A 22,392-nucleotide genomic window follows, 5' to 3' on the forward strand; every position below is an offset into this window, starting at 1 on the left:
GAGTCATACCTTTATCATCAGGCGCTTGCTCGGTGTCAGCCGTTCAAGCCGCCTCGGTCTTGCGGTTCAATCGCTCCAGCAGGCCTTCGACCACGCTGAAGCGCGTTTCTTCGGTTTCCATCTCGAGCTCGAAGCGCAGGGTATCGGCGCCATCGAGCCGGTAGTGAACCGGATCCTTCTGTATCAGGGTGACCAGCGTCATCGGGTCGACGGCGGTGCCGGTGGCAAATATCGCCCGGCCGCGCTGAGGCCCCGCCTCGAGCCGCGAAATGCCCAGCCGCTCGGCGCGCTGACGCAGCCGGGTCTGGCGCATCAGTGTCTTGAGCGGTGCCGGCAGCAGGCCGAAACGGTCTACCAGTTCGACCTGCAGTTCCTTGAGTGCTGCCTCGTCCTCGGCGCTGGCAATGCGTTTATACATGATCAGGCGCTGCTGCACATCAGGCATGTAGTCGTCGGGGATCAGCGCCGGCAGATTCAGGCTGATTTCCACCCCCTGGTCCAGCGGCGCCTCGATGTTCGGCGTCTTGCCGGCCTTGATCGCCTTCACCGCACGATCGAGCATCTGCATATACAAACTATAGCCGATGGTTTCCATCTGGCCGCTCTGTTCGTCGCCGAGCAGCTCGCCGGCGCCGCGAATCTCCATGTCATGGCTGGCCAGGGTGAAGCCGGCGCCGAGATCCTCGGCCTGGCTGATCGCCTCTAGGCGCTTGGCGGCATCCTTGGTGATCGCCTTGGGGTGCGGGGTCAGCAGGTAGGCGTAGGCCTGGTGGTGGCTGCGCCCCACGCGGCCGCGAAGCTGGTGCAGCTGGGCCAGGCCGAACTTGTCGGCGCGCTCGATGATGATGGTGTTGGCGCTGGGCACGTCGATACCGGTCTCGATGATCGTCGAGCACACCAGCACGTTGAAGCGCTTGTGGTAGAAGTCGGACATGATGCGCTCCAGCGAGCGCTCCGGCAGCTGGCCGTGGGCCACCCCGACCCGCGCTTCGGGCACCAGCTCACGCAGCTTCTCGGCGCTGGTCTCGATGCTCTTGACCTCGTTGTGCAGCACGTAGACCTGACCGCCGCGCAGGATCTCGCGCAGGATCGCCTCCTTGACCACCGCCTCGTTGCGCTGCTGGACGAAGGTCTTGACCGACAGCCGCCGCGCCGGCGGGGTGGCGATGATCGACAGGTCGCGGATGCCGCTCATCGCCATGTTGAGGGTGCGCGGGATCGGCGTGGCGGTCAGGGTCAGGATATCGACCTCGGCGCGCAGGCTCTTGAGGCGCTCCTTCTGGGCCACCCCGAAGCGGTGCTCCTCGTCGATGATCAGCAGGCCCATGTTGGGGAAGTTCATGCGCTTGGAGAGCAGCTTGTGGGTGCCGATGACGATGTCGGCGCGGCCCTCCTCGATGCGCTTCAGCGACTCGGCCTGGCCCTTGCCGCCGGTAAAGCGCGAGATCAGCTCGACCTGCACCGCGGTATCGGCGAAGCGGTCGCGGAAGTTGTCGTAGTGCTGCTGGGCGAGCAGGGTGGTAGGCACCAGCACCACCACTTGGCGGCCGGAGTGCACGGCGAGGAAGGCGGCGCGCATCGCCACCTCGGTCTTGCCGAAGCCGACGTCGCCGCACACCACCCGGTCCATCGGCTGCGGGCGGGTCATGTCGCCGATCACCGCGCCGATCGCCGCCTGCTGGTCGGGGGTCTCCTCGAACGGGAAGTTGCCGGCGAAGCGGGCGTACTCCTCCACCGGGAAGTCGCAGGCAAAGCCGACCCGCGCCTCGCGCCGGGCGTAGACGTCGAGCAGCTCGGCGGCGGTGTCGCGGATCTTCTCGGCGGCCTTGCGCTTGGCCTTGTCCCAGGTCTCCGAGCCGAGCTTGTGCAGCGGCGCCAGCTCGTCGCTGGCGCCGGCGTAGCGCGAGATCAGGTGCAGGCTGTCCACCGGCACGTAGAGCTTGGCGCCGTCGGCGTACTCGAGGGCCAGAAACTCGGCGGCCTGGCCGCCGGCCTCGAGGCGCTCCAGGCCCAGGTAGCGGCCCACGCCGTGGGCCTGGTGGACCACCGGCGAGCCCTCGTGCAGTTCGGCCAGGTGGCGTACCGCCAGCTCGTTGTCGTCGGTGGCCTTGGCGCGTCGCCGGCTCTGGCGCACCACCTCGCCGAACAGCTCCGACTCGGTGATCACCGCCAGGCGAATCGCGGCGTCGCTGTCGCCCAGCGCCAGGCCCGAGTCGAGGCCGCCTTCGGTGATCGCCAGGCGCTGCTCGCCGTCGGCGAAGGCGTGCCAGTCGTCGACGTGGGGCAGGGCGAGCTGCAGCGGAGCGAGCTGCTCCTCGATGGCCTCGCGGCGACCGCGGGACTCGGCGACGAACAGCACCCGCGCCGCGGCATGCTCGGCGAGGAAGCGCTGCAGCGCCGCCAGCGGCTGCTGGGCGCGGGCGTTGATGGCCACCGTGGGCGGCGGCTGGGTAGCCGAGAGGTGGGCGTGGGGGTGGTCCGGGTCTTCGGACATCGCCACCCGCGGGTGGCGCTTGATGGCGCCGAACACCTCGGCGGCGGGCACGAAGGCGCGATGCGGCGGCAGCAACGGGCGCGTCGGGTCGACGCCGAGGTTCTCATAGCGGCTCTCGATGGCCGCCCAGTGGTGCTCGGCGGCCTCGAACACGCCGGGCAGGGTGGCCACCCGGGTGCCCTCGGCGAGGTGCTCGAACAGCGTCGCGGTCTCCTCGAAAAACAGCGGCAGGTACTGCTCGAGCCCCGGCGAGGGGATGCCCTTGAGGGCATCGACGTAGAGCGGGCACTGGCGCGGATCGACGTCGAACAGCGTCTCGAAGCCGTCGCGGAAGCAGGCGATGGCGCTGCGCGACAGCGAATACTCATGCGCCGGCAGCAGCTCGACACGCTCGACCTTGTCCTGGCTGCGCTGGGTGTCGGGATCGAAGTGGCGCAGGGTGTCGATCTCGTCGTCGAACAGGTCGATGCGCAGCGGCGACTCGCTGCCCATCGGGAAGAGATCGATCAGCGCACCGCGCAGCGCATACTCGCCCGGCTCGTAGACCGTCTCCACCGCGCGGTAGCCGGCCCGCGACAGGCTCTCGCGGAAGCCCTCGCGGTCGAGCTGCTGGCCGACGGCCAGGGTCATCACCCGCCCGGCGATATAGTCCACCGGTGGCAAGCGCTGCATCAGGGTGTTGATCGGCACCAGCACGATGCCGTGGCGGGCCTGCTGCAGGTCGCGCAGGGTGCGCAGCCGCGCCGAGACGATGTCCTGGTGCGGCGAGAAGCTGTCGTAGGGCAGCGTCTCCCAGTCGGGGAACGGCATCACCGGGGCGTCGGCAAAGAACGCCAGGTCGTTTTCCAGGCGCTGGGCCTCGGCGGTGTCGGCGGTGATCACCAGCAGCGGCGCATCGCCGGCCAGGCGCGCCAGGGCCAGCGCCAGGGCGCTGCCGTGGGGGCGCTGCCAGTAGCGCGTCTCGCGGGTGCCGGAGGGGCGGGGTGGGTCGAGCGGTGAAAAGTGCGGCATGGTATCGAAATCGCGAACCTTGGGAGCGAATCCGCGATGATAGCAGCCTTATATGCATCTTGTAGTCAAGCCGGCGATTCTGTAATTGCCCTACAGCGGGTGCGACTATCCAGCAATTGCCGTCGTGCTGCACTGCCGCGATAATGAACGTCACACTTGATACCCATGACGTAGAAGAGGCCCCACGTGACTCAGCAAACGCTCGAGACCGTCTTTGAGGAGTGGCAGGGTAGTGAAGCCATTGCCGAAGAAATGATTCCGCTGCTGGGCAAGCTCTACCGCCAGTACAATATCGTCACCTCGCTGTTCGGCCGCTCGCTGATCAACCAGTCGGTGATCCGCATCCTCAAGGACCATCGCTTCGTCAAGAAGGTCGAGGGCACCGAGCTCGACGTGCGCGACACCTTCCCGCTGGTCAAGGCCATGACCGAGCTCGACCTGGGGCCGGCCCACATCGACGTCGGCAAGCTGGCGGTGGCCTACAAGACCCGCGGCAACGGCGACGTCCACGCCTTCCTCGAGCGCGAGCTGGCCGAGATCGTCGGCGGCCATCAGACCAACGGCAACCACAACGAGCCCAAGGACGTGGTGCTCTACGGCTTCGGCCGTATCGGTCGCATCCTGGCGCGGATCCTGATCGAGAAGGCCGGCGGCGGCAACCTGCTGCGCCTGCGCGCGATCGTGGTGCGCGGCCGCGGCGATATCGCCAAGGACCTCGAGAAGCGCGCCAGCCTGCTGCGCCGCGACTCGGTGCACGGCCCCTTCTCGGGCAGCATTGCCGTGGATGCCGAGAATAGCGCGCTGATCGCCAACGGCAACTATATCAAGGTGATCTACGCCGACTCGCCTTCCGAGATCGACTACACCGCCTACGGCATCGACAACGCGCTGATCGTCGACAACACCGGCATGTGGCGCGACGAGGAGGGCCTCTCCCAGCACCTCGCGTGCAAGGGGGCCGCCAAGGCGCTGCTCACCGCGCCGGGCAAGGGCGACATCAAGAACGTGGTCTATGGCATCAACCACCCCGACATCACCAGCGACGACCGCATCGTCTCTGCCGCCTCGTGCACCACCAACGCCATCGTGCCGGTGCTCAAGGCGATCAATGATCAATACGGCATCGAGCACGGCCACGTCGAGACGGTACACGCCTACACCAACGACCAGAACCTGATCGACAACTATCACAAGGGCGATCGCCGCGGCCGCAGCGCTCCGCTCAACATGGTGCTGACCGAGACCGGTGCCGCCAAGGCGGTGGCCAAGGCGCTGCCTGAATTGACCGGCAAGCTGACCGGCAACGCCATCCGCGTGCCGATCCCCAACGTGTCGATGGCGATCCTCAATCTCAACCTGCACACCGAGACCGACGCCGAGGCGCTCAACGACTACCTGCGGCGCATGGCGGTGCACTCGCCGATGCAGAAGCAGATCGACTACGTCGACTCGCCGGAGGTGGTCTCCTCGGACTTCGTCGGCAACCGCCACGCCGGCATCGTCGACGCCAAGGCGACCATTGCCGACGGCAAGAACGCCGTGCTCTACGTGTGGTACGACAACGAGTTCGGCTACAGCTGCCAGGTGGTGCGTATCCTGCAGCACATGTCCAACGTCAGCTTTCTGGTCTTCCCCAAGGATCGCGACTGATCCCAGCACCGGGCGAGGCCCCGCCCAGTGCCGCTTAGACGCTTCGATACGGCCCGCCGAGACACTCGGCGGGCCGTTTTGCGCTGTCTCGCCGTTGGCCTTTCGCTGCGTATCTCTTTATAATACTCAGGATTTTTGGCATGGCTCGGCTGAGCCCGAGTCGAACTGGCAACCTTCTGATAAGAAAAGAATTCGAAGTCCGTGACGAGCGGCCCGGCGCAAGCCGCGCTGCCGCGTGCGTCGAACCCCTTTCCTTCCACATCAGATCCTAACTGGGCGAGACTATGATCGAAGTCAAAAAAGGCCTGGATCTCCCCATCACGGGGGTGCCCGAGCAGCGCATCGAGGATGCGCGCGCGGTGCGCCACGTGGCAGTCCTGGGTACCGACTACGTTGGCATGAAGCCGACCATGGAGGTCCGGGAGGGGGACAGCGTCAAGCTGGGCCAGCTACTCTTCACCGACAAGAAGATCGACGGCGTGCGCTTCACCGCGCCGGCGGCGGGTGAAGTGATAGCCATCAACCGCGGCGAGAAGCGCCGCCTGCTGTCGGTGGTGATCAAGGTCGCCGAGGGCGAGGAGGAGCGCGTCGCGTTCACCGCCCACGGTGCCGACAAGCTCGAAAGCCTGGAGCGCCAGGTGGTGGTCGACCAGCTGGTCGATTCCGGCCTGTGGACGGCGCTGCGCACGCGCCCCTACTCGCGCACCCCGGCCCTCGACGCCACCCCCGAGAACATCTTCGTCACCGCCGTGGATACCCATCCGCTGGCGCCCGACCCGGCGCTGATCATCAACGAGCAGCCCGAGGCGTTCGCCAACGGCCTCAAGGTGCTGGCGCGCCTCACCGAAGGCAAGGTGTTCCTGTGCACCGGCGCCAACGCCCAGCTGCCCGGCAGCGACGTCGACGGCGTGCAGGTCGAGCAGTTCGCCGGCCCGCATCCCGCCGGCCTGGTCGGTACCCACATCCACTACCTGTCGCCGGTAGCCCTGCATAAGCAGGTTTGGCACCTCGGCTACCAGGACGTGATCGCCTTCGGCAAGCTGTTCGCCGAGGGGGTTCTCGATGTGAATCGGGTGGTTGCCGTGGGCGGCCCGCGTGCCGAAAAGCCGCGCCTGCTGCGCACCCGCATGGGCGCCAGCACCGAGGAACTGCTGAGTGGTGAAGTGGTCAGTCCTGATGACACTCGCGTAATCTCCGGTTCGGTATTTGCCGGCGCTACCTGCGAAGGCTCTCTACGCTATGTGGGGCGTTTCCACAATCAGCTCACTCTGCTCGAAGAGGGCAACAAGCGCGCCTTCATGGGCTGGCTGTCGCCGGGTACCAACCGTCACTCGGTGCTGGGTATCTATGTCTCCAAGTTCCTTGGCCTGTCGAATTACGCGCCCGACACCTCGACCAACGGCTCCGAGCGCGCCATGGTCCCGGTGGGCGCCTACGAGACGGTGATGCCGCTGGATATCCTGCCTACGCAGCTGCTGCGTTCATTGATCGTCGGTGACATCGAGTCCGCCATGCAGCTCGGTTGTCTGGAACTGGATGAGGAAGACCTCGCGCTGTGCACCTACGTGTGCCCCGGCAAGTACGAGTACGGTCCCATCCTGCGCGACAATCTCACCACGATCGAGAAAGAGGCTTGATGATGGGTATCCGACAGACACTCGACAATCTCGAGCCGCACTTCCACAAGGGCGGCAAGTACGAGAAGTTCTACCCGCTGTACGAAGCCGTCGACACCATCTTCTACGCACCGCCGAGCGTGACCAAAACCACCGCTCACGTGCGCGATGGCGTCGACCTCAAGCGCATCATGATCACCGTCTGGATGTGCACCTTCCCGGCCATGTTCTTCGGCATGTGGAACGCCGGTTGGCAGGCCAACACCGCCATTGCCGGCGGCTACGAATCGATGGCCGGCTGGCGCGAAGCGATCATGATGCTGTTCGCCAGCGGCCACGATCCGGGCAGCCTGTGGGCCAACTTCGTGCTCGGCGCGACCTACTTCCTGCCGATCTACCTGGTGACCTTCGCCGTGGGCGGCTTCTGGGAAGTGCTGTTCGCGGTCAAGCGCGGCCACGAGGTCAACGAAGGCTTCTTCGTCTCCTCGGTGCTGTATGCGCTGATCCTGCCGGCCACCATCCCGCTGTGGCAGGTGGCGCTGGGCATCACCTTCGGCATCGTGATCGGCAAGGAGATCTTCGGCGGTACCGGCAAGAACTTCCTCAACCCGGCGCTGACCGGTCGTGCCTTCCTCTACTTCGCCTATCCGGCGCAGATCTCCGGGGACGCGGTATGGGTCGCCGCCGACGGCTACACCGGTGCCACGGCACTCTCCATCGCCTTCCAGGAAGGCATGACCAGCCTGACCACCCAGTACAGCTGGTGGGACGCCTTCTTCGGCTTCATTCCCGGCTCGGTGGGTGAGGTCTCGACGCTGGCGATCTTCATCGGTGCCGCGATACTGCTATGGACGCGAATAGCCTCGTGGCGAATCATGCTCGGGGTGTTCCTCGGCATGGTCGCGACCAGTGCACTCTTCAACCTGATCGGTTCCGATACCAACCCGATGTTCGCCATGCCGTGGTACTGGCACCTGGTGATCGGCGGCTTCGCCTTCGGCATGGTGTTCATGGCCACTGACCCGGTGTCGGCCTCCATGACCAATCAGGGACGCCTGATCTTCGGTGCGCTGATCGGCGTGATGACCGTGCTGATCCGCGTGGTCAACCCGGCGTTCCCCGAGGGCATCATGCTGGCGATCCTGTTCGCCAACCTGTTTGCTCCGCTGATCGACCACATCTTTGTTCAGGCCAACATCAAGCGCCGTCAGCAGCGCGTTGGTGCGCCGGCCGAGGAGACTGCCTGATGGCACAGAGCAACAACTCCATCAAGAAGATCCTGATCGTGGCGTTCGCGCTGTGCATCGTCTGCTCGGTGGTGGTCTCCACCGCCGCGGTGGCGCTGCGTCCGATGCAGGCGCTCAATGAAGAGCTCGACCGCAAGACCAATATCCTGCGCGTCGCCAACCTCTATGAGCGCGGCATCGATGTCGAAGCGGCCTTCGCCGAGATCGTGCCCCGCGTGGTGGATCTGCGCACCGGTGAGTACACCGACGAGTTCGATCCCGACACCTTCGACCACTTCCAGGCCGCCCGCGACCCGGCATCCTCGCGCACCCTCTCGGGTGACCGCGACATTGCCGGCCTCAGCCGCCAGGAGAACTACGCCACGGTCTATCTGGTGGGCGACCCCGACAATCCCGACCAGATCATCGTGCCGATCCGTGGCCAGGGGCTGTGGGGCCTGATGCGCGGCTATATGTCCATCGAGGGCGACGGCAACACCATCGTCGGCATCACCTACTACGAGCACAGCGAGACCCCGGGGCTTGGCGCCGAGGTCAACAACCCGCGCTGGCAGTCGCAGTGGGAAGGCAAGCGGATCTACGACGAAGAGGGTAGCCTCAACCCGGCGATTCGCGTGGCCCGCGGCAGCGGCAGCGGCGACTATGAAGTCGACGGTCTGTCCGGTGCTACCCTGACCGCCAACGGGGTGACCAACATGCTGCAGTTCTGGCTCAGCCCGGAAGGCTTCGGTGAATACCTGGCACGCTTCCGCGATGGCATCAGCCTCGAAGAGGCCCAGGACGCCGACGTCGACATCGAAGAAGAGGGAGCTTGATCATGGCTGCTGATTCCACCAAAGGCGTTCTGATAACGCCGCTGTTCAAGAACAACCCCATCGCCCTGCAGATCCTCGGGGTCTGCTCGGCGCTGGCGGTCACCACCAGTATGAGCGTCTCGCTGGTCATGACCCTGGCGGTGGTGTTCGTGTGTGCGTTCTCGAACCTGTTCGTGTCGCTGATTCGCGCCCACATTCCGTCGTCGATCCGCATCATCGTGCAGGTCACCATCATTGCCTCGCTGGTAATCGTGGTCGACCAGGTGCTGCGCGCCTTCGCCTATCAGATGTCCCAGCAGCTGTCGGTATTCGTCGGGCTGATCATCACCAACTGCATCATCCTCGGCCGCGCAGAAGGCTTCGCCATGCAGAACGGCCCCAAGATGTCGTTCATCGACGGCATCGGCAACGGCCTGGGCTACGGCGTGGTGCTGATGGTGGTGGGCTTCTTCCGCGAACTGTTCGGCTCCGGCAGCGTGTTCGGCTTCACCGTGCTGCACCCGGTGCAGGACGGCGGCTGGTACGTGCCCAACGGCCTGATGCTGCTGCCGCCGTCTGCGTTCTTCATCATCGGCCTGATGATCTGGGTGATCCGCGAGGCCTACCCGGAGCAGGTCGAGGAGAACGAGTTCAAGATGAAGCACAACACCGAACCCAAGGAGGCCGTGTAACATGGAACACTATCTGAGCCTGTTCATCGCCTCGGTGTTCGTCGAGAACATGGCGCTGGCGTTCTTCCTCGGCATGTGTACCTTCCTCGCGGTATCCAAGAAGGTCTCCTCGTCGTTCGGTCTCGGCGTGGCGGTGGTGGTGGTACTGACCATCACCGTGCCGGTCAACAATTTGGTGCTCAACTATCTGCTCGCCGAAGGGGCCCTGACCTGGACCGGTATCGCCGGCACCGAGAACATCGACCTGTCGTTCCTGGGGCTGCTCAGCTATATCGGCGTGATCGCCGCCCTGGTGCAGATCATCGAGATGTTCCTCGACAAGTACGTGCCCGCGCTCTACAACGCGCTGGGTGTGTTCCTGCCGCTGATCACCGTCAACTGCGCGATCCTGGGTGGCGTACTGTTCATGGTTGAGCGTAACTACACCTTCGGCGAGTCGGTGGTTTACGGCGCCGGTGCCGGGTTCGGCTGGGCGCTGGCCATCACCGCCCTGGCCGGTATCCGCGAGAAGCTCAAGTACAGCGATGTGCCCGGCGGCCTGCAGGGCCTGGGCATCACCTTCATCACCGTGGGCCTGATGTCGCTCGGCTTCATGTCGTTCTCCGGCATTCAGCTGTAAGTCGCGTGCCGGGCGGCAGCGCCGCCCGGCACGCCCCACGTGACAAGGCAACGATTGAAATAGGAACCCGACATGGTTGATATAACTGTCATCTTGCTCGGCGTGGTCATGTTCACCATTATCGTCATCGCATTGACGCTGGTGATCCTGGCGGCGCGCAGCAAGCTCGTCAGCAGCGGGGACGTGACCATCGAGGTCAATGGCGACCCCGAGCACACCTTGACCACCCAGGCCGGCGGCAAGCTGCTCAACACCCTGGCCGCCAACGGCATTTTCCTGTCGTCGGCGTGCGGCGGCGGCGGCTCTTGCGCCCAGTGCAAGTGCCGCGTGGAAGAGGGCGGCGGCTCGATCCTGCCCACCGAAGAGTCCGCTTTCACCATGCGTGAAAAGAAGGAGGGCTGGCGGCTCTCCTGCCAGGTGCCGGTCAAGCAGGACATGAAGGTCGAGGTGCCCGAGGAGGTCTTCGGCGTCAAGCAGTGGGAGTGCGAGGTCATCTCCAACCCCAACGTCGCCACCTTCATCAAGGAGCTCAACCTCAAGCTGCCGGAAGGCGAGAACGTCGATTTCCGCGCCGGCGGCTATGTGCAGCTGGTGGCGCCGCCCTACGACATCAAGTTCTCCGACTTCGATATCGAGGATGAGTATCGCGAGGACTGGGACAAGTTCGACCTGTTCAAGATCTCGCACAAGAACCCCGAGGAGACCATTCGCGCCTACTCGATGGCCAACTACCCCGAAGAAGTGGGTATCCTCAAGTTCAACATCCGTATCGCCACGCCGCCTCCCGGCACCAACCACCCGCCGGGCATCATGTCGACCTACGTCTTCAACCTCAAGCCGGGCGACAAGGTGCAGGTAATGGGGCCGTTCGGCGAGTTCTTCGCCAAGGATTCCGACGCCGAGATGGTCTTCGTCGGCGGCGGTGCCGGCATGGCACCGATGCGCAGCCACATCTTCGACCAGCTCAAGCGCCTCAAGTCGAAGCGCAAGATCTCGTTCTGGTACGGCGCGCGCTCCTGGCGCGAGACCTTCTACAACGAGGAGTACGACCAGCTGGCCGAAGAGTTCGACAACTTCGAGTGGCACCTGGCGCTCTCCGACCCGCTGCCGGACGACAACTGGGAGGGGCCTACCGGCTTCATCCACAACGTCCTCTACGAGAACTATCTCAAGGACCACCCGGCGCCCGAGGACTGCGAGTACTACATGTGCGGGCCGCCGATGATGAACGCCTCGGTGATCAAGCTGCTGCTCGACATGGGCGTGGAACCCGAGAACATCATGCTGGACGACTTCGGCGGATGATCGGCGTCGCCTCACGGCGACTCACAGGGCTGGCCCACGGGCCGGCCCTGTTTCTGTCGGCCCTGCTGGGCCTGGCCATGGCCAGCGCGCTGGCCGGGTGCCGCGACGGCGGCAGCCACCGGCTCGACGTACAGGGCGCCGCCCTGGACCACGGTTTCCACCTCACTCTGTATGGCGATGCCCGCGACGACGACATGTCGGCACTCGACGTCGCCATACACAGTGAACTGGTACAATACGAACAGCAGCATAGCGATGCGCTCGAGCGCTTCGCCGCGCTCGATGCGGCGCTGCCGAGGCCTTTCGGCGGCTCTGTCGAGCCCCTCGAGCGCGCCTATCGGAGCCTGGCCCACGCCTGGCTGATCGACTCGCTGGCGGCGTGGCTGGACGCCCGCGACGCGCGGCGCTACTTCCTCGAGGTGGGCGGAGACGTGCGCGCCCGCGGCACCCAGGCCGGGCGGCAGCCGTGGCGGGTGGCCCTCGAGGAGCCCGCCGAGCGCGGCACCTCCGAGGCCCGCCAACTGAGCCTCGACGCCCAGGCGCTGGCCACCGCCGGCGACTTCCGCGACCGCTGGCGGGGCCTGGCCGGCAGCGCCGAGACGCCCGCCGGCTGGTGGCTGGCCAACGGCCGCGAGCGGGTGGTCGAAGTCAGCGTGCTGGCGGGCACCGCGCTGGAGGCTGCCGCCTGGGCCGGCTGGCTGCTGCGCCAGACGCCCGAAGCGGCGCTGGCGGAGGTCGAGGGGCGGAGTATCGCCGCCTATTTCGTTGTCACAGCGGGTACGGGATACGATGTGCGCATCAGCCCGGCCATGTCCCCTTTTTTATAGTCATTGACCATGCGTCGATGATTGAGCTGCCCGCCACGGGCCTTGGGAGGAACGATGACCATCTGGTTACTGGTATTCGGTTTCATGCTGCTGCTGATGGCGGCCATGGCCATCGGCGTGATCCTCGGACGCAAGCCGATCGCCGGCTCCTGCGGCGGGCTCAACAATATCGGCATGAAGGACGGCTGCGAAGTCTGCGGCGGCAAGGACGAGGTCTGCGAGGAAGAGAACCGCAAGCGCGGCAGCGCCCGCCGTCGCGGCGACGAGAGCCGCGGCGCCGACCTCGGCTACAACGCCGTGCGCCGCTAGTCCTGCCGGCAGCGCTGCGCGCTGCGATCGCGAATGAATTCGCTCCCACACGGGAGTGGCGCCATTGGCTAATGTAGGAGCGACTTCAGTCGCGAACGAATTCGTTCCCACAGGCAGTGGCGCCGAGGCAATAACACATTCAGGGGAAAGGAGACGCGACAGCACATGGCAGTCCACAACTATGACGTAGTGGTGATCGGCACCGGCCCCTCCGGCGAGAGTGCCGCCATCAACGCCGCCAAGCACGGCAAGCGCGTGGCCGTGATCGAGAAGCAGCAGGCGGTGGGCGGCAACTGCACCCACTGGGGCACCATTCCTTCCAAGGCGCTGCGTCATCAGGTCAAGCAGATCATGCAGTTCAACACCAACCGCATGTTCCGCGATATCGGCGAGCCGCGCTGGTTCTCCTTTCCCAAGGTCCTCGAACGCTCCCGGGTCACCATCGACCAGCAGGTCGAGATGCGCACCCGCTTCTACGCCCGCAACCGCATCGACCTGTTCTTCGGCGTGGCGCGCTTCAAGGACGAGCACACCCTGGTGATACGCGACGACCACGAAGGCGTCGAGGAGATCTGCGCCCAGAAGATCGTCATCGCCACCGGCTCGCGCCCCTACCGGCCGGCCGACGTCAACTTCCGCCACCCGCGCATCTACTGCTCCGACACCCTGCTCGGCCTGTCGCACACCCCGCGCACCCTGATCATCTTCGGCGCCGGCGTCATCGGCAGCGAGTATGCCTCGATCTTCTCCGGGCTCGGAGTCAAGGTCGACCTGATCGACTCCCGCGACCGCCTGCTGTCGTTCCTCGACGACGAGATCTCCGACGCGCTCTCCTATCACCTGCGCCAGAACGGCGTGCTGGTGCGCCACAACGAGGATTACGAGCGTATTGAAGGCGACGAGTCCGGCGTGGTAGTGCACCTCAAGTCGGGCAAGCGGCTGCGCGCCGACGCCTTCCTGTGGGCCAACGGCCGCACCGGCAACACCGACCAGCTGGGCCTCGAGAACATCGGCCTGGAAGCCAACGGCCGCGGCCAGCTTCAGGTCGACGACCACTACCGCACCGCCATCCCGCACATCTACGCGGTGGGCGACGTGATCGGCTGGCCGAGCCTGGCCAGCGCCGCCTACGACCAGGGCCGCAACGCCAGCGACGACCTGCTCGACGCCGAGTTCCGCTTCGTCGACGACGTGCCCACCGGCATCTACACCATTCCCGAGATCAGTTCGGTGGGCAAGAACGAGCGCGAGCTGACCGACGCCAAGGTGCCCTACGAAGTCGCCCAGGCGTTCTTCAAGGACACCGCCCGCGCTCAGATCACCGGCGACACCGTGGGCATGCTCAAGATCCTCTTCCACCGCGACACCCTCGAGATCCTCGGCATCCACTGCTTCGGCGACCAGGCCTCGGAGATCGTGCACATCGGCCAGGCGATCATGCAGCAGCCCGGCGAGGCCAATACCCTCAAGTACTTCATCAACACCACCTTCAACTACCCGACCATGGCCGAAGCCTACCGCGTCGCCGCCCAGAACGGCCTCAACCGGCTGTTCTAGGCAGCGCTACGCGCCCCATCGCAATAAATTCGCTCCCACACTAGGAGTGGCGCCAAGACCAGTGTGGGAGCGACTTCAGTCGCGATGTGGTTGGGGGAGAGTCAGCCGCGGTAGCGATACACCCGCAGGCTGGGTAGGAATACCTCGTCCTCGAGCTTCTCGTCGCTGCGCTTGGCGCGGGTGCGCTTTTCAAGCGGCGCCAAGGGTGGCAGGTTGTAGTCGGGCAGGCGGCCGTCGTGGCTGGGCAGGAACAGCGGCAGGGCGACGTTCATGGCGCGGCGGCTGCGGCCGTCGGCCAGCGGCTCGGCGAAGAACAGGTTGGCGCGCATCAGCGGCGCCTGCTTCTGCACCTGGGCCAGCGGCTCGGCGCTGGGAATGCCCGCCAGGCGCCGCAGTTGAATGCGCACGTGGGGCGCCTCGCTGTCCAGCCCCAGCAGCTTCTGCTCGGCCTCGGAGACGCTGAGCTTCTTGATCGAGCGCCCGCTCGAATACCACGCCAGGCGCACCCGGGCCAGCGGCGCATCGGCGACCGGAATCGCCCGCCAGCACTGCTTGAGCTGCAGCCGCGCCAGGCCCTGGCCGCGCAGATGGCTATGCAGCGCCGGGTGGCGAAACGGCAGCACCGCCTTGAGCTCGGGGATCAGGCTCGCCGCCTTGGCGCGGATTTCCGCCAGCAGCGCGGCAAACTCGGCCTTGGCCGCATTGACCCTGGCCACCTCGTCGAGCAGCGCCTGATCGGCGGCCACCAGCCCCACGTGGCTGCGTGTGGCGCGCCCGTCCTGGCCGTCCTGATACCAGAAGTCGAGCAGCACCTGGCGCAGCCACTCGGCGTCCGGGGTCGGGGTGTGCAGCGCCCAGGCCGCCCCCGGCGCGCGGCGATACACCTCGCACAGCCCCTCGACCCGCTCGATCAGTCGGTCGAAGGCCGCCTCCAGCTCGGCCAGCAGGCGGTACTCGGTGGGCGGGCGAGCGGCCACGCTCAGTCGTCTCGGCCGTTGTCGCCGCGCTCGGCACGCAGGATCATTTCGTCGATCTCGGTCTCGTCCATCGCCGGCTCGCCGGCGATGCGGTGGCTGCCGTCGGCCCAGGCGCCGAGGTCGATCAGCTTGCAGCGCTCCGAGCAGAACGGGCGGAACAGGTTATCCTCCACCCAGGCCACCGGCGTCTGGCAGCGAGGGCAGGGGACTTCGAGAGGGCGTGATGGGGTCTGACGCTGGCTCATATCACTTCCGTGGTAAGTCGTTGGCGAGTTGTCGATTCAGCTGCCGATAGTAGCGGTCGAGCTCGGCGACGCGCTGGGTCATCGCTGCGAGATCCCCACCATTGTCGAGGATATCGTCGCCGCGGGCCAGGCGTTCGCTGCGCGGCATCTGCGCGGCGACGATGGCCCGGGCCTGGGCCTCGTCGACGCCGTCCCGTGCCGCGGTGCGGGCGATCTGCAGCGCCTGCGGCACGTCGATCACCAGCGTGCGGTCGGTAAGCGCCGCCTGGCCCGATTCGAACAGCAGCGGCGAGACCAGCAGATGATAGGGCGCCGGGCCCGCCGCCATCTCTGCCAGCCGCGCCACCAGGCGCTCGCGGATGCGCGGATGGGTCACCGACTCCAGCCAGCGCCGCTCGTCGGCATCCTCGAACACGATCTCACGCAGCGCGCGGCGGTTCAGGCGGCCGGCAGCGTCCAGCACCCGCGGGCCGAAGCGTGCGGCGATCTCGGCGAGCGCCGGCTCACCGGGCTCGACCACCTCGCGGGCCACGTCGTCGGCGTCCACCCAGGGGATGCCGTGCTCGGCAAAGGCTCGCGCCACGCTCGACTTGCCCGAGGCAATGCCGCCGGTCACGCCTACGCAAAGGCTCATGTATCCTCCAACCAGTTGTCCACCTCGAGGCCCGCCACGCGCCGGAACTCGCCAAGGTTGGCGGTCACCAGCCGGCACGGCAGGGCGAGTGCCTGGGCGGCGATCAGCATGTCGTTGGGGCCGATCGGTGTGCCGGCGCTGAACAGCTGCTGCCGCAGCTGAGCATAGTGTCGGTCCATGGGCGGCTCGAAGGGCACCACCGGCAGCGCCGCAAGGATCTGCTCGACCTGCCGGGTCAGCCGTGGGCTGGCGCGTTTCAGGGCGCCAAAGCGCAGCTCGGCGGCGACCACCACGCTGGTGCAGACCGTCTCCTCGCCGACGGCGGCGATGCGCTCGGCGACGCGACCCTGGGGCTCGCGGACCAGCCTCGAAAGGATATTGGTATCCAGCAGATAGTGATAAGGCGCACTCACCAGGCGTCATCCAGCGGCAGCAGGTCGTCGTCGAGCCCTTCATCCAGCGACTCGTCCAGCGGCGATAGCGTGGACAGGGTGGCGAGCAGGCCGCGTGGCGCAATGGGGCGGATGATCAGCCGGTCGCCGTCGCGGCTGATGATGGCCTCATCGCCCTCCAGCTCGAACTCGCGGGGAATGCGCAGCGCCTGGTTGCGGCCGTTGCGAAACAGGCGGATATGGCGTTCTTCGGACATCTGAGCTCCTGATCGTGCCGGCCTATGCCTTAGCATAGGCCGGCGGCGAGGAGCAATCAAGCGCTCGGCGCTACACCCCCACCAGCCCTTGATAGAACGCCATCAGCGGCTCGCCCATCAGCAGCGCGATCCAGCCTGCCATGGCCAGGAAGGGGCCGAACGGCATCGGCGCGCCGCGCATCTTGGGCATCGCCAGCTGCAGCGCGATACCCACCAGCGCGCCGACCCCGGCGGAGAGGATCAGCACCAGCGGCAGGTACTGCCAGCCCAGCCAGGCGCCCAGCGCGGCGAGCAGCTTGAAGTCGCCGTAGCCCATGCCCTCCTTGCCGGTGACCAGTTTGAACAGCCAGTAGAAGCTCCACAGCGCCAGGTAGCCGAGCATGGCGCCGATCACCGCGCTGGGCAGCAGCAGCGGCTGGAACAGCAGCTGATAGAGCAGCCCGGCCCACAGCAGCGGCAGGGTCATGATGTCGGGCAGCAGCTGGGTGCGCAGGTCGATCACCGCCAGCGCCAGCAGCGTCAGGCAGGCGCCGACGATGAATAAGCCGGCCAGGCTGGCGCCGTACAGCGCCACCGCGGCCAGGGTCAGTACCGCCCCGGCCAGCTCGATCAGCGGATACTGCGGGCTGATCCGCCCGTTGCAGCCGGCGCAGCGCCCGCGGCGCTTGAGGTAGCCGAGCAGCGGGATATTGTCGTGCCAGGCGATCGGCTGGCCGCAGCCGGGGCACTGCGAGCGTGGCGTCAGCAGGTTGAAGCGCGCCACCGCCTCCGGCTGCTGCTCCAGGGCATCCAGCGCCTCGGCGCGCCAGCCCTGCATCAGCATCACCGGCAGACGGGTGATCACCACGTTGAGAAAACTGCCCAGGCACAGCCCGAGCACGGCGGCCAGCGGCCAGAGCATCGCGGGGGGAAGGTCTAGCGTCAAAACGAACTCCTGGATAACGCCTCATGTGCTTGCCGGGCGAAGCTGATCAAGCGGAGGTAGTGATCCGCCATGATCACATCTCGGATGATCTCTTCATCGACATTGAGGTAGTCGTGCACTAGCGCATTGCGCAGACCAATGACCTTGCGCCAGGGAATCTCATGGCCAATGAGTCCAGCATCGATCAGGCGCTCGAATGCGTTCAGTGCGTCCTGACTAGGGATGCCGGACGTATGCCGAGCCCAATGCTTGGCAACGCCGATACAGCCTTCGATGAGCACCTGCAGGGTGCGTTCTGCGGCGTGTCGTTCGAGGCGCGACCAGGCGCGCTGTTCACCGATTGTTCTGAGCGTGGCGATATCGGCTTCGCACTCATCGAGATGCTGCTCGAGGGCAACAAGATAGGCAATAATTGAACGGGGATCAGCCATTGCGCGTTGCTCGTGGTGCGTAGTCGATTTCCCATAGTGACATGATTCGCGACTCATGGGTCATGCGCTGCTGAGGCGAGCGGTCGAGCAGCAGCTGGCCGTCGCAGAGAATGCTCCAGCCCAGCGGGATCGGTGCAATAGCCAGGTCCACTACGCTCAGGGCTTGCTCTGGTAACCCCAGTGCCGCTTGCCAGTCCATCGCCAGCAGCTCGGGACGCAGGCGGCGCTCCAGCGCCTCGTGGGGCCAGTCGCTGAACGCCACCGCCAGGTCGTAGTCGCTGGCGGCATGGTGATCGCCGCGCGCCCGCGAGCCATACAGCCACAGCGCGATCAGCGACGCCTCGCCCTCGGCCAGCGCGACGATACGTGCCAGCAGCGGATCCGTTACGGTGCTCAAATCACACTCCCCAGTTCGAAGATCGGCAGGTACATCGAGATCACCAGGCCGCCGACCAGCACGCCGAGCACCACGATGATGAACGGCTCGAGCAGCGAGGTGAGGGCGTCGACCTTGTTGTCGACCTCCTCCTCGTAGTAGTCGGCCACGCGGTTGAGCATGGCGTCCAGCGAGCCGGCTTCCTCGCCGATGCTGACCATCTGCACGGCGAGCGCGGGGAAGCGTTCGGTGAGGCGCATGGCGAAGTAGAGCTGCTGGCCGGTGGCGACGTCGTCGCGCACCTGCAGCACCGAGCGCTCGTAGACCTTGTTGCCGGCGGCGCCGGCGGCGGTCTCCAGCGACTCGACCAGCGGCACCCCGGCGCCGAAGGTGGTGGCCAGGGTGCGCGAGTAGCGCGCCACGCAGGACTTGTCGAGGATATCGCCGATCACCGGAATCCGCAGCGACAGCGCGTGCATGCGGTAGGCGAAGGACTCCGAGCGCTTCATGCCCTGGCGGATCACCACCACCGTGCCGACCACGATGGCGATGCCCCACAGCCAGTAGGCCTGGGCGAACTCGGAGAGCGCGATGGTCATGCGCGTCATCGCCGGCAGCTCGGCGCCGAAGCCGCGGAACAGGCTCTCGAACTGCGGCACCACCTTGATCAGCAGCAGCGCGGTGACGCCGATGGCCACGGCGATGACCGCGATCGGGTAGTAGAGCGCCTTCTTGACCCGGCCCTTGAGCGACTCGACCTTCTCCTTGTAGGTCGCCACCCGCTCCAGCATGCGGTCCAGCGAGCCCGACTGCTCGCCGGCCTCGACCATGTTGGCGAACAGCCGGTCGAAGTGCTCGGGGTGGCGCTTGAGCGCCTCGGAGAAGCTCGCCCCGGCCGCCACCTCGTTCATCAGCTCCTGGACCAGGGCGCTCATGGCGGGTTTCTTGAGGCTCTCGGCCACCACCTGGAAGGCCTGCAGCACCGGCACCCCGGCGCGGATCATGGTCGCCATCTGGCGGGCGAACAGCATCACGTCGCGGGGCTTGATCTTGCCCGCGCCGCCGAACAGCGAGCTCTTGCGGCGCACGCTCTTGATGATGATATTCTGCCCGGCCAGCTCGCGCTCAACCTCGGCCTTCTGGCTGGCGACGATCTCGCCCTGCACCTTGCGCCCGTTGGGGCCCTTGCCGGCCCACTTCCAGCGGTGCAGCTTGACCTTGTTCGGCGCCTTGAGTTGTCGTGTCGCCATGTTCGCTCCCCTGCGTTATCTAACTGTGCGTCTCGGGCAATCTTAGCCTGCCGTGCCGCTCGGGACTTCCCCGGCGGCAGGCCTGCGAGGGGGCGCTGTAAACCATCCCTGGGCGCTCCCTATGCCATCCCTGGCATAGAACCCCCTCTCCGGCCTGCCCCCGGCGTCCCTCGCTTGCTGCTCGGCGCTATTCCTTAATCACCCGGTTGACTTCTTCCAGGCTGGTAATCCCCTGCATCACCTTGAGCAGGCCGCTGCGGCGCAGGTCCGGGTGGCCCTCGCGGCGCGCCTGCTCATCCAGCTCCATGGCGTTGCCGTTGCGCATGATCAGCTGGCTGATCGACTCGGAGACCGGCACCACCTCGTAGATCCCCACCCGGCCCTTGTAGCCCAGGGTGCACTTGCGACAGCCCACCGGGTGGTAGATCGTCGCCCGGGCGATCTCCTCGTCGCTGAAGCCCTCCTCGCGCAGCGCCGCGGCGGGGATCTCCGCCGGCTCCTTGCACAGCGCGCAGAGCTTGCGCGCCAGCCGCTGGGCGATGATCAGGCTCACCGAGCTTGCGATATTGAACGCCGCCACGCCCATGTTGGAGAGTCGCGTGAGGGTCTCGGCGGCGGAGTTGGTGTGCACCGTGGAGAGCACCAGGTGGCCGGTCTGCGAGGCCTTGACGGCGATCTCGGCGGTCTCCAGGTCGCGGATCTCGCCGACCATGACGATATCCGGGTCCTGGCGCAGGAAGGCGCGCAGGGCGCTGGCGAAGTCGAGGCCGATCTTGGTGTGCACGTTGACCTGGTTGACCCCCGGCACCTTGAGCTCCACCGGGTCTTCGGCGGTGGAGATATTGCGCTCGGTGGTATTGAGGATATTGATGCCGGTGTAGAGCGTCACCGTCTTGCCGCTGCCGGTGGGGCCGGTGACCAGAATCATGCCCTGGGGCTCGGCCAGCACCTCCTCGTAGAGCTCGCGCTGCTCGGGGGTGAAGCCCAGCGCGTCGATGCCGAGCTGCGCCGAGGCCGGGTCGAGGATCCGCAGCACGATCTTCTCGCCGTACACCGTGGGCAGCGAGTTGACGCGAAAGTCGATGGAGCGCTGCTTGGAGAGACGCAGCTTGATGGCGCCGTCCTGGGGCAGGCGCCGCTCGGAGATGTCCAGCCGCGCCATGACCTTGAGGCGCGCGGCGATCCGCGTGCGCATGCCGAACGGCGGCCGCGCGGCCTCGAGCAGAATGCCGTCGATGCGCAGGCGGATGCGGTAGCTCGACTCGTAGGGCTCGAAGTGGATATCCGAGGCGCCGCGCTTTATGGCGTCGAGCAGCACCTTGTTGACGAAGCGCACCACCGGGGCGTCGTCGCTGCTGGCGGTGACGGCGCTGTCGTCGGCGGGGTCGTACTCGTCGTAGGCGAGGCCCTCGAGCGCTTCGTCGGCGTCGTCGAGGCCCTCCATCATGTCGCCCTGGCCGACCTGGCTGAGGTAGTTCTCCAGCGCCGGGGCCAGCTGGTCCAGCGGCGCCAGCACGCCCTCCACCGAGATACCCAGGGCAAACTGCAGTTCGTCGAGCTTGGCCAGGGTGGAGGGGTAGGGCACCGCCACCGTGACGCTGCGTTCGTTGCGCGTCAGCGGCATCACGCCGAGCTTGCGCAGCAGCGCTTCGGGCATTTCGTCGGCCGGCGGCAGGCTGTCGATGCGCAGGGCGTCGAGGTCGAGCAGCGGCAGGCCGTACTCCCAGGCCGCGGCCATCGCCGCCTGGCGCGGGGTGACCAAGCCGCTCTCGACCAGGTGCTGCATCATCGAGACCTCTTCCTCGCGGGCTTCCTGCTCGGCGCGGCTGGCCGCGGGCGCGGAGAGCAGGCCCTCCTCGACCAGCCGCCCGGCGATGCCGCGAAGGCGGGTGGGCGGGGCGTCGGGCAGGGTGCCGGGGGGCAGGGCATCGGTCATGGGATGTCTCGATATCGCAAGCGTTATTACCAGTCTACTCTTGATTGGGGTTGAAGAAAGCCATGAAAAGCCATCAAAAGTGCTCAGCTCAGCGCCGTCTTCAGTGTGGGAGCGACTTCAGTCGCGATTGCAGCGCGCAGCGCTGCCGGCCCTTACACCAGCGCCTACCCCGGCTCCACTCGGGACTTCCCGGCGGCAGGCCTACGAGAAGGCGCTGTAAACCCATCCCTGGGCGCTAACTTGCGCCCTGCTGCGCTCTCGCATCCTGCTCCGCTTGCAGGACCGGTGCTGGCCATCCATGGCCAGCCCGTTCGGAGCAGTGCTCCTCACCCATGGCGCAAACCTTCTCTCCGGCCTGCCGCCGGCGTCCCTCGCTTGGTGCCGTCTCCCGTGTGGGAGCGACTTCAGTCGCGATTGCAGCAAGCAGCGCTGCCGGCCCCTTACACCAGCGTCTACCCCGGCCCCGCTCGGGACTGATCCGGCGGCAGGTCTACGAGAAGGCGCTGTAAACCCATCCCTGGGCGCTACCTTGCGCCATCCATGGCGCAAACCTTCTCTCCGGCCTGCCCCCGGCATCCCTCGCTTGGCGCTTGGCGCTTACAGCTCGGCGCCGGTACCAAACCCCCTAACAAAATGGTGTCAGGGGGTTGTCCCGCGGCCAAAGGTAAACTAGTGTAACAAAGTGTCAGCGTTAAACGCCCAACGCCCAGCCGCCGGCGCCAGGCAGGCGGCATGAGCGGAATGGCAAATAACGTTGAAAAATTGCCCTACTCAATGGATGGTCCGGGGTGGTAAGTGGGCTAGGATGTAAGATGAAGATGGTAGTGCGCGGGTGTGAGGCGGGTAGC

The 22,392-nt window shown here is 66.2% G+C and carries 19 protein-coding genes and 1 pseudogene; 10 read left to right on the forward strand and 10 right to left on the reverse strand.

Going from position 1 to position 22,392, the window contains the following annotated elements:
- Positions 1–43: 43 nt before the first annotated feature.
- A complete protein-coding gene (locus BWR19_07900) occupies positions 44–3,505 on the reverse strand; it encodes a transcription-repair coupling factor (protein ID APX92859.1) in 3,462 nt (1,153 codons plus the stop codon).
- Positions 3,506–3,691: 186 nt separating this feature from the next.
- On the opposite strand from BWR19_07900, the gene BWR19_07905 reads away from it, so the two are divergent.
- From BWR19_07905 to BWR19_07950, 10 genes are all read left to right on the forward strand, one after another.
- Positions 3,692–5,155 carry a type I glyceraldehyde-3-phosphate dehydrogenase gene (locus BWR19_07905; protein APX92860.1) on the forward strand — a complete coding sequence of 488 codons (1,464 nt, stop codon included), beginning with the start codon at positions 3,692–3,694 and terminating at the stop codon, positions 5,153–5,155.
- Positions 5,156–5,439: 284 nt separating this feature from the next.
- Positions 5,440–6,792 carry an NADH:ubiquinone reductase (Na(+)-transporting) subunit A gene (locus tag BWR19_07910; protein ID APX92861.1) on the forward strand — a complete coding sequence of 451 codons (1,353 nt, stop codon included), beginning with the start codon at positions 5,440–5,442 and terminating at the stop codon, positions 6,790–6,792.
- Positions 6,792–8,018 carry an NADH:ubiquinone reductase (Na(+)-transporting) subunit B gene (locus BWR19_07915; protein APX92862.1) on the forward strand — a complete coding sequence of 409 codons (1,227 nt, stop codon included), beginning with the start codon at positions 6,792–6,794 and terminating at the stop codon, positions 8,016–8,018. Before BWR19_07910 ends, BWR19_07915 begins: the two co-directional genes overlap by 1 nt.
- Positions 8,018–8,833, forward strand: coding sequence for a Na(+)-translocating NADH-quinone reductase subunit C (locus BWR19_07920; GenBank protein ID APX92863.1), 816 nt, complete (start codon positions 8,018–8,020; stop codon positions 8,831–8,833). Before BWR19_07915 ends, BWR19_07920 begins: the two co-directional genes overlap by 1 nt.
- Positions 8,834–8,835: 2 nt before the next feature.
- Positions 8,836–9,504, forward strand: coding sequence for an NADH:ubiquinone reductase (Na(+)-transporting) subunit D (locus BWR19_07925; GenBank protein ID APX92864.1), 669 nt, complete (start codon positions 8,836–8,838; stop codon positions 9,502–9,504).
- Between the two features lies 1 nt (position 9,505).
- The gene (locus BWR19_07930; protein APX92865.1) at positions 9,506–10,123 is read left to right on the forward strand and encodes an NADH:ubiquinone reductase (Na(+)-transporting) subunit E; all 618 of its coding nucleotides are present in this window, start codon (positions 9,506–9,508) and stop codon (positions 10,121–10,123) included.
- Positions 10,124–10,195: 72 nt separating this feature from the next.
- The gene (locus tag BWR19_07935; protein APX92866.1) at positions 10,196–11,428 is read left to right on the forward strand and encodes an NADH:ubiquinone reductase (Na(+)-transporting) subunit F; all 1,233 of its coding nucleotides are present in this window, start codon (positions 10,196–10,198) and stop codon (positions 11,426–11,428) included.
- Positions 11,425–12,255 (forward strand): hypothetical protein, encoded by an 831-nt coding sequence (locus BWR19_07940; GenBank protein APX92867.1) that lies wholly within the window; start codon positions 11,425–11,427, stop codon positions 12,253–12,255. The genes BWR19_07935 and BWR19_07940 overlap by 4 nt, the downstream gene beginning before the upstream one ends.
- A gap of 54 nt (positions 12,256–12,309) precedes the next feature.
- Complete coding sequence (locus BWR19_07945) at positions 12,310–12,564, forward strand: hypothetical protein (GenBank protein APX92868.1); 255 nt, start codon at positions 12,310–12,312, stop codon at positions 12,562–12,564.
- 165 nt (positions 12,565–12,729) lie between these two features.
- Positions 12,730–14,121 carry an NAD(P)(+) transhydrogenase gene (locus BWR19_07950; protein APX92869.1) on the forward strand — a complete coding sequence of 464 codons (1,392 nt, stop codon included), beginning with the start codon at positions 12,730–12,732 and terminating at the stop codon, positions 14,119–14,121.
- Between the two features lie 101 nt (positions 14,122–14,222).
- On the opposite strand, the gene BWR19_07955 is transcribed toward BWR19_07950, so the two are convergent.
- The 9 genes and pseudogenes from BWR19_07955 to BWR19_07995 all read right to left on the reverse strand — a co-directional run bounded on the left by BWR19_07955 (position 14,223) and on the right by BWR19_07995 (position 21,544).
- Positions 14,223–15,098 carry a DNA replication terminus site-binding protein gene (locus BWR19_07955; GenBank protein ID APX92870.1) on the reverse strand — a complete coding sequence of 292 codons (876 nt, stop codon included), beginning with the start codon at positions 15,096–15,098 and terminating at the stop codon, positions 14,223–14,225.
- Between the two features lie 2 nt (positions 15,099–15,100).
- Positions 15,101–15,343 (reverse strand): DNA gyrase inhibitor YacG, encoded by a 243-nt coding sequence (locus BWR19_07960; protein ID APX92871.1) that lies wholly within the window; start codon positions 15,341–15,343, stop codon positions 15,101–15,103.
- A gap of 1 nt (position 15,344) precedes the next feature.
- Positions 15,345–15,977, reverse strand: a complete 633-nt coding sequence (locus BWR19_07965) for a dephospho-CoA kinase (GenBank protein APX92872.1) — start codon at positions 15,975–15,977, stop codon at positions 15,345–15,347.
- Complete coding sequence (locus BWR19_07970) at positions 15,974–16,390, reverse strand: VapC toxin family PIN domain ribonuclease (protein APX92873.1); 417 nt, start codon at positions 16,388–16,390, stop codon at positions 15,974–15,976. Before BWR19_07970 ends, BWR19_07965 begins: the two co-directional genes overlap by 4 nt.
- Positions 16,387–16,626, reverse strand: a complete 240-nt coding sequence (locus tag BWR19_07975) for a twitching motility protein PilT (protein APX92874.1) — start codon at positions 16,624–16,626, stop codon at positions 16,387–16,389. Before BWR19_07975 ends, BWR19_07970 begins: the two co-directional genes overlap by 4 nt.
- Before the next feature lie 70 nt (positions 16,627–16,696).
- A complete protein-coding gene (locus BWR19_07980) occupies positions 16,697–17,527 on the reverse strand; it encodes a prepilin peptidase (GenBank protein ID APX92875.1) in 831 nt (276 codons plus the stop codon).
- Positions 17,528–17,547: 20 nt separating this feature from the next.
- Positions 17,548–18,358 (reverse strand): annotated as a pseudogene (locus tag BWR19_07985) (hypothetical protein).
- A gap of 17 nt (positions 18,359–18,375) precedes the next feature.
- Positions 18,376–19,608, reverse strand: a complete 1,233-nt coding sequence (locus tag BWR19_07990; GenBank protein APX92876.1) for a type II secretion system protein F — start codon at positions 19,606–19,608, stop codon at positions 18,376–18,378.
- A 187-nt stretch (positions 19,609–19,795) separates the two neighbouring features.
- A complete protein-coding gene (locus BWR19_07995; protein APX92877.1) occupies positions 19,796–21,544 on the reverse strand; it encodes a type IV-A pilus assembly ATPase PilB in 1,749 nt (582 codons plus the stop codon).
- Positions 21,545–22,392 lie beyond the last annotated feature (848 nt).

Source organism: Halomonas sp. 1513, assembly GCA_001971685.1.
Taxonomy (GTDB): Bacteria; Pseudomonadota; Gammaproteobacteria; order Pseudomonadales; family Halomonadaceae; genus Franzmannia.